The following is a 7,048-nucleotide window of genomic DNA, read 5'->3' as shown; positions in this document are numbered from 1 at the left end:
TAGAGCGTTCCGATTCCGGTACCCAAGCGAAGATTGAAGAAGAATGCCTGCCGCGCCCTTGGCAGGCCAAGGGCCAAGCTATGGCCTGGCTAACCGATCAGGGAAATTCTCTTGGGATGACTTGAGAAACTCCAAGGTCGATGTGCGAAGAGCTAAACGCTAAACGATGGGATCCAGGAGGTACTGGCTTTGGATAGAGTCCGCCATGCTTAATGCGGCGCTAAATGTGACTTGGATCTCCCTGATTCTGCTCAACTTCCGTTCGGTCCCAGGGTCCAATTCTGCAGGGCCGGGCTGGACCGGACGGTGGGGAAGGTAATGATCTGCTTCGGTTCGAGGACCGATGCCTTCGACGGTTCGATCGACATTGCCGCGCGACTTCGCAGATCGAAGGGACAGCGGTATGTTTGCGGCGCTGGCGTTGCTTGCTGAGGATACTTGCATATCGTCTGTAGGGTGCGGAATGCTGATTTCACGAAGTTAGACGGCGGCTGCGGTTCCTGCGCCGATTGTCGTTAGACTGGTTCCCGGGAGTTTTGGAAGATTCATGAGCACGCTCGCCGCCTTCCTCGGTTCCGTGGTCGCGCCTCGTTCATTCCCTACTTTCTGCAAGAATGCTTTCTGATTGCCGACCGCCAGCGCTGCCTTGGTGATGTCCGCCGCCGCTGCCTCTGGTTGCTTGCGATTCTCCTTCTTCACGGCCATAAAGTGTCCTCAATTTTCGGTTTGTTTGTTTGCTAATCGCTGTGACACGTTCACGCTAGTCCACGCTGATGTAGTCCACGCTGATGTAACTAACTAAACTCTAGTCTGACTCAGACACTTGTCGAACTAACATGTAGCCCTATCCATCGCTTCCCTTTCGGCTCTATAGACGGCTTTTCTGTTTGCCTGAAATCGCACTGTCCGTATCTCAGTCTGGTCAAGCTCGAATTGCGAGACGACAGGCAATTCTTGAGGCCCGACCTTGCGCATCGCGGTTTCTCAATCGACATCAAAGCAAAGCCCGTTCCGCTCGCGTCGATGACTGAATGGCTCCCCAGAAGTGCCCGCGAGGAACACACCGATATCAACCTATCTCAATCGATCGGCCTAATCCGATATGGCAGTGTGGCTTGCGCTCTGCCGGACTAACAGAAACGCCATTGCCGTCAGGTCGCTCCTTCCGAGATGTTAATATCGGCTTCATGTCGCACTGTCCCAAGATAGGAAATGGAAATCGGAAATCTGGACACTTCCGAATTGAAATCCGGCGACTGAATCTTATCGTCCCGGACAGAACATTCCATTTGGTTGTCACATGAGATTCTACAACTGTTTTATCCTGCTCTGGATTGCCGGCACTGTTCACGCTCAGAACAATCAAGCGATACCGTTGTGGCCTGGCAGCGCGCCCGGCGCGTTAGGCCGGGATGAAAAGGACAGCCCGACGCTCACGGCATACTACCCCGATCCCAGCGCTGCGACCGGTGCTGCAATAGTCATCTGTCCTGGAGGCGGCTACGGCGGGCTTGCGTCGCATGAAGGGAAGGATTATGCGCTTTGGCTGAACGGCCACGGCGTGACCGGCTTGGTTTTGAAATATCGGCTCGGCTCGGCTGGCTATCGGCACCCGCGCATGTTGGAGGATGTGGCACGCGCTGTCCGGCTAGTCCGGGCCAAAGCCCGCGAATGGCGAGTTGATCCGACCCGAATCGGCGTGATGGGATCATCCGCCGGAGGCCATCTCGCCTCGACTTTGCTGACGCATTTCGATTCCGGCCGCCCCGATGCCGATGACCCGATTGAGCGCGAAAGTTCACGACCGGACCTTGGCATTCTCTGCTACCCGGTCATCACGATGGGCCAGTTTACCCATCAGGGATCGAAGCGGAATTTGCTGGGAGAGAACCCTTCTGCCGAACTGGTGCAAAACTTATCCAATGAACTCCAGGTAAGCCGCCAAACACCCCCCGTTTTTATCTGGCACACGCTGGAGGACACCGCCGTGCCCGTCGAAAACAGCCTGGCCTTTGCCGCGGCACTGCGCCAGGCGGGTGTTCCGTTTGACCTGCACATTTATGAGCGGGGCCGTCACGGCATCGGCCTTGCCAATGGCCATCCCTGGACCCGCGATTGCCTTTTCTGGTTAAGCCAGCGCGGCTTCGTTAAATGACCCCTCACCACCATTTGAAGTTGCGATCCGGCGCGGGCGAGAGCAGCCAATTCTCGTAGCCTTTGGGAAACAGATAATTCTCAACGTGGCCATCGCCGAACAGCATATTGAAGATGATCTTCCCACGGTGGTAGTGCCAGTCATTCTGCTTTCTCCAACCCCGTTCCGCATCGTGCCGCGAACCGTGCCAGGGCCAATCACCTTGAATGATTTTCGTAGAAGCGGTCAGAGCGACTTCGCTTGATTTGATCGGCGTGGCTTCCTTGCTCCCGCGAGCCGCTTTGGTATCGCCCGTAATGTGTTTGGTACGGAACCAGTCCACCGACCACATCACCAAATAGCTATTGCCCCAGCCTTCATACGCGGTTTTGGCCGTCGGCCAATAGGAGTCTCCTCGGTCAGCCGGACAGCGGAACAACTCGACGGTTTGGGTGTATTTGTTCAGGGGCCGGTTCGTTTCGTTCAGCGTGTTGTGCGTGGTGACCGTGCCTTTGAGGTTGCCTCCGACCGTCGCCCAATCACCGTGCATCGGATAGAATTCCTGATTCTCGTCCGTATACATGTGGTAAGCGAGACCGATTTGCCGCTGGTTGCTCACGCACTTGATCCGCTGCGCCTTCTCTTTCGACCGGGCGATGGCCGGCAACAGCATGCCCGCAAGAATGGCAATGATCGCGATGACGACCAGCAATTCGATCAGAGTAAATCCGGTTCGTCGTGGTCTCATGGTGCCGGGGCTCTGGAAGCCGTTGAATCCCGGCCACGTTGGCAAATCTCGCGTCAGCGAGCAACCTCAAAAGCGAACCCCTTCAGGTATTCTGTCTCCGGGATAGCCGGGATGATCGGATGATCCGGGGACTGAGTGTAGGTCGCGACGCGTCTAAGAATCCGATGCGCGTCGCCCGCCGCCTCCAGAATTACATTCTGGAACATCGCCGCGTCGATGTGGTGCGAGCAGCAGAAGGTGGCCAGGGTGCCGCCTGCTTTCAACAGCTTGAGCGCGCGCAGGTGAATCTCCTTGTAGCCCCGCAACGCGTCCGGGATCGCCGCCCGATTCCGCGTGAACGAAGGGGGATCCAGAATGATGAGATCGAACCGGGGCACAACCTTTTCATGCGGAGGAGTCGCGGTCTGCGCTTTGAGCCAGTCGAACACATTCGCCGTTTCAAACGAGCATCGTTCGGCCAACCCGTTCGCGGCCGCGTTGCGTTTCGCCGCCTCGATCACCTCCGTGCCTTGATCAATCGCGTGGACGTGCGCGGCTCCGGCGCGCGCGGCGTGCAAAGCGAATCCTCCCACGAACGAAAAACAATCCAGCACTTGCGCGCCGTTGGCTCGCTCCGCCACGAGCCGGTAGTTAACCTGTTGATCCAAATAAAAGCCCGTCTTGTGGCCGCCCAGCAAATCAACCTCGAAGCGAAGCTGATTAAGGTTCACGGTGGTTCGTGTGGGAGCGTCTGCGCCCAGGTCGCCGTCGATCACGCCGTTGGCGTTGGGAAGCCCTTCAAACTTGCGCGACGACATTTCATTGCGTTCCACGATCGCTCGGGGCGCGAAAATGGACTTCAGCGCCGGGAGGATCAGGACCTTCCGCTGATCCATGCCGAGGGACGACGTCTGAATCACGAGCACGTCCTCGTATTTATCGACGATCAAGCCGCTCAGAAAATCGCTCTCCGCATTGACCACGCGAAAGGAGGTCGCGCCGGGGAGATGTTTCTGACGCAGCGCAAGCGCGGGGCGGATTTGTTGCTCGAAGAACGACTGATCGATCGCGAGCCGCTCACTCGCGATCATCCGGACATGGATTTTGGATTTCGAGTTGTAAAAGCCGATCCCCAGGAAACGTTGCCGGTGATCTTTGACCTGGACGACATCTCCATCCTCCGCCGGCTCCGTGAGCCGCAGGATGGAGCCTTGGTAAATCCAGGGGTGACCCGCGACAACGCGGTCGGCCTCGCCCGGGCGAAGAAGAACAGTAGGCAAAGTTTGCATGATGGTTTGTAAACAGTGCCGGCAACCTAACTGGGCCGTCGCGAGAAGAAAAGCCAGGAACCAAGTAACTTCCGTTAACGACGGTGGAGCGACGCTCCTGCGGCGCTTTTCTTCGATGGCATCGGCTCGGCCTTGCCCCACCCTACTGAGGAGACGGCAGAATAGGCGACACTTCCTTCCCCCTCACCCCGGCCCTCTCCCCGGGGAGAGGGAGAATCGTTTGCCGCAATCCGACAAGCTGAGCGTGGCGGATCGGTCGGTACGCCGGCGCAGTTCCCTCTCCCTGAGGGAGAGGGCCAGGGTGAGGGGGAACGCGGCGTCCAATAACCAAGCGCTGCAGCTTATCCCACGGACTGCACAGTAACTGACGGAACACGGAACAACCTCATTTGGTTGCGTGGTGTCCGGGAAATTGATTCACTGTTCCCGCCCAAACATCGCGTGGACCCTATCGCGAAACATCAGCTTGCCTGACATGAACGCCCGGCCCGTCCTTCTCCGCGAACTCCGAGCAGAGGCCAGGAACCCGATCAGCTATTGGCTGCGCATCGTGGGCGCCGGCGTCGTGATTGCGGCCTTTGCCTTTTTGATGTGGAGCCAGGGCCGGCTCACGCCCCAGGCCGGAGCCTGGCTGTTCGCCGAATTGCATTACACCCTTTTCTTCGCCGTGATGATTTTTGCGCCGCTTCTCACCGCGGATTGCATCAGCCGGGAACACCGCGAAGGCACGCTCGGTTTGCTTTTTCTGACGCCGCTCACGGCGCGCGATATCGTCGTCGGCAAATCCCTGATCCATTCGGTGCGCGCGTTCACGCTGCTGGTGGCCGCTCTACCGATTCTGGCTCTGCCGTTTGTGTTGGGCGGTGTGACTGGACGAGCGGTTCTTCATGCGGTGGCGCTCAACCTGAGCGGCCTGCTCGCGGCGCTGGCGGCCGGCCTTCTGGCGACTGCACGCAATGTCGAATGGATTCGCGCGGTCGTCGTGGCGGAAATCCTCAGCGCGTTCTTTGCCCTGGCGCTGATTCAACTGCCCAAAGCCTACGCCGCGCTGGGCCATGTCTGGACGGCACTGAGCAAGACGTGGATGCCTGGCTCACCGCCAAAGCCCTGGTTTACGGCCCCGGTGCCTTCCAGCACGGCGCCAGTGATCGGAACTCGCGGCGGGCTGGCCTCGCTGGCGCCGTATTCATCGGACCTGGTTCTGGTGTTGTTTGCCGTGCTCTTGTTCGCCTGGGCCGTCCGTCGGGCGGGGCGACACCTGGAAGCGGCCTGGCAAACGGACGCCACGGCGTTCGGCCAGCCACGCTGGGTGAATCTCTTTTCAGCATCGGACTTTTGGAAAAGCATTTTCCGATGGAACAAGGGCCGGACGCTGGACCGGAACCCGATCGCCTGGCTCCAGGAATACTCCTGGACGGCGCGGTTGACCAAGTGGGGCTGGTGTTTCGTGGTGCTTGGGCTGGAGACGATTGTTCTCCTGGACATCAGCACCTCCTCGTTCTTTCTCTGGCAATCACGCCTGACCATGCTGCTGGGCATTGGGCTGGCGTTCAGCGCGGTGGCCAGTTTCCACCGCGAACGCCAGACGGGAACGCTTGAACTCATGCTGGTCGCGCCGCTCAAGCCGGCGGATCTGATTCGCGGACGGCTTTGGGGGTTGCTCGGCCATTTTTTCCCGGCGTTTGCCATCGTGATGCTTTGTTGGTTCTTTGCGCCGTTTGAATCTCTGCCGCGACAGCGCCATTTCGGAACACTGGCCTTGGCGCTTTACGTGACGGTTCCGGTGATCGGGATTTTCTTCTCCATGCTCCGCGTGAACTTCTTCGTGGCTTGGCTTTTGACCTGCGCGTTGGGCGTCGTGCTCCCCTTCGCAGCCGCCAACAATCTCCGCCGGCCTTTCTGGCTGTTCGCGCGGTCGCATTTCCCGCCGGGGACGATGCCCAGCTTCGATCTGCTGTTTTTCGGAGTGATCACAGGCGTGGAAATCCTGTGGGCTGGTTGCGCGCTCTTCCTGCTCTATCGGAACTTGGTCTCCCGGACTTTCGCGCTGCATGAAAGCGGGCGCTAGGCAGCCACGCTCCATGTTCCACTCATAGGATAATCAGGGTTTCCCCGAAAGACCGCGTGCTCACGCGAAGATACTGTTCAGGAGTTGGCTGGAGTTGGCTTTGCAACAATGACACGGCATGGGCTTTGCTCAAATCAGTTAAGCGATGGTGGTTCAAATGCAAGCTGCAACGATGACTGCACTCAAAGATGGTCGGAAATATTCGGACGCCGTTCGGCCCGTGCCGGATACTTCCCCGGCGAAGATCAGCGAGCTGTTGATGGGATTGCCTCTGTTCCACGACATCGAGACCTGGGAACTCCAGGTTCTCAGCCGGAACTTCCGGCTCTACAGCGTCGATGCAGGCGGCGCTCTGTTCAGCGAAGGGGACGAAGGCGATTTCATGGCCTTGATTGTGGAAGGCGCCGCCGACCTCACCAAACAGAACGACCCGAAAGGTCCGGTCAAGGTGGCGACCGAGGGCGTCGGGCGGACCCTGGGTGAAATGGCGCTCATCGACGGCGAGCCGCGCTCTGCGACGGCGCGGTTTGCGAAAAGCGGCAAGGTCCTTCTCCTGACCAGACAAAGCTTTGAAGGCATCATGAATGAACACCCGCGGCTCGGGATCGATCTGCTCTGGCGGATCTGCCGCGTCCTCAGCCAACGATTGCGCCGGACGACCGGCTCGCTTTCCGAACGGCTCAGTTCTTAGCCTTAGTGGTCAGTTTCGTAAATACGCTCACGTTCGTTGCGCCCAATTTGGCCTGGGGCAAGGCGCGACGAGCGAGCATCCCCCGCCAGTGGGGCTGTGACCGAGGAGCAACGCAGCCCCAGGCAAAATTCGGCGCAAC

General features: G+C 58.9%; 6 protein-coding genes. 3 read left to right on the top strand and 3 right to left on the bottom strand.

From position 1 onward, the window contains the following. Positions 1 to 480: 480 nt before the first annotated feature. Positions 481 to 705: a hypothetical protein gene (locus FJ398_24520; GenBank protein MBM3841059.1), complete on the bottom strand. Its 225-nt coding sequence runs from the start codon at positions 703 to 705 to the stop codon at positions 481 to 483. Between the two features lie 595 nt (positions 706 to 1,300). Between FJ398_24520 and FJ398_24515 the strand changes: the two genes are divergently transcribed. Continuing rightward, complete coding sequence (locus FJ398_24515; GenBank protein ID MBM3841058.1) at positions 1,301 to 2,155, top strand: alpha/beta hydrolase; 855 nt, start codon at positions 1,301 to 1,303, stop codon at positions 2,153 to 2,155. A 4-nt stretch (positions 2,156 to 2,159) separates the two neighbouring features. Here the strand turns inward: FJ398_24515 and FJ398_24510 are convergent, their stop codons facing one another. Further along, positions 2,160 to 2,882: a type II secretion system protein gene (locus tag FJ398_24510; GenBank protein MBM3841057.1), complete on the bottom strand. Its 723-nt coding sequence runs from the start codon at positions 2,880 to 2,882 to the stop codon at positions 2,160 to 2,162. A gap of 53 nt (positions 2,883 to 2,935) precedes the next feature. After that, entirely contained in the window at positions 2,936 to 4,150 is a 1,215-nt protein-coding gene (locus tag FJ398_24505; GenBank protein ID MBM3841056.1) for a class I SAM-dependent rRNA methyltransferase, read from the bottom strand. 466 nt (positions 4,151 to 4,616) lie between these two features. Here FJ398_24505 and FJ398_24500 point away from each other — a divergent pair, with 466 nt between their 5' ends. Together FJ398_24500 and FJ398_24495 are read left to right on the top strand one after the other, a co-directional pair. Continuing rightward, positions 4,617 to 6,218, top strand: coding sequence for a hypothetical protein (locus tag FJ398_24500; GenBank protein MBM3841055.1), 1,602 nt, complete (start codon positions 4,617 to 4,619; stop codon positions 6,216 to 6,218). 145 nt (positions 6,219 to 6,363) lie between these two features. Continuing rightward, the gene (locus tag FJ398_24495; protein ID MBM3841054.1) at positions 6,364 to 6,909 is read left to right on the top strand and encodes a cyclic nucleotide-binding domain-containing protein; all 546 of its coding nucleotides are present in this window, start codon (positions 6,364 to 6,366) and stop codon (positions 6,907 to 6,909) included. Positions 6,910 to 7,048 lie beyond the last annotated feature (139 nt).

The sequence above is a fragment of the Verrucomicrobiota bacterium genome (genome assembly GCA_016871535.1).
Taxonomy (GTDB): Bacteria; Verrucomicrobiota; Verrucomicrobiia; order Limisphaerales; family SIBE01; genus VHCZ01.
This window is presented reverse-complemented; position numbering and strand designations above follow the sequence as displayed.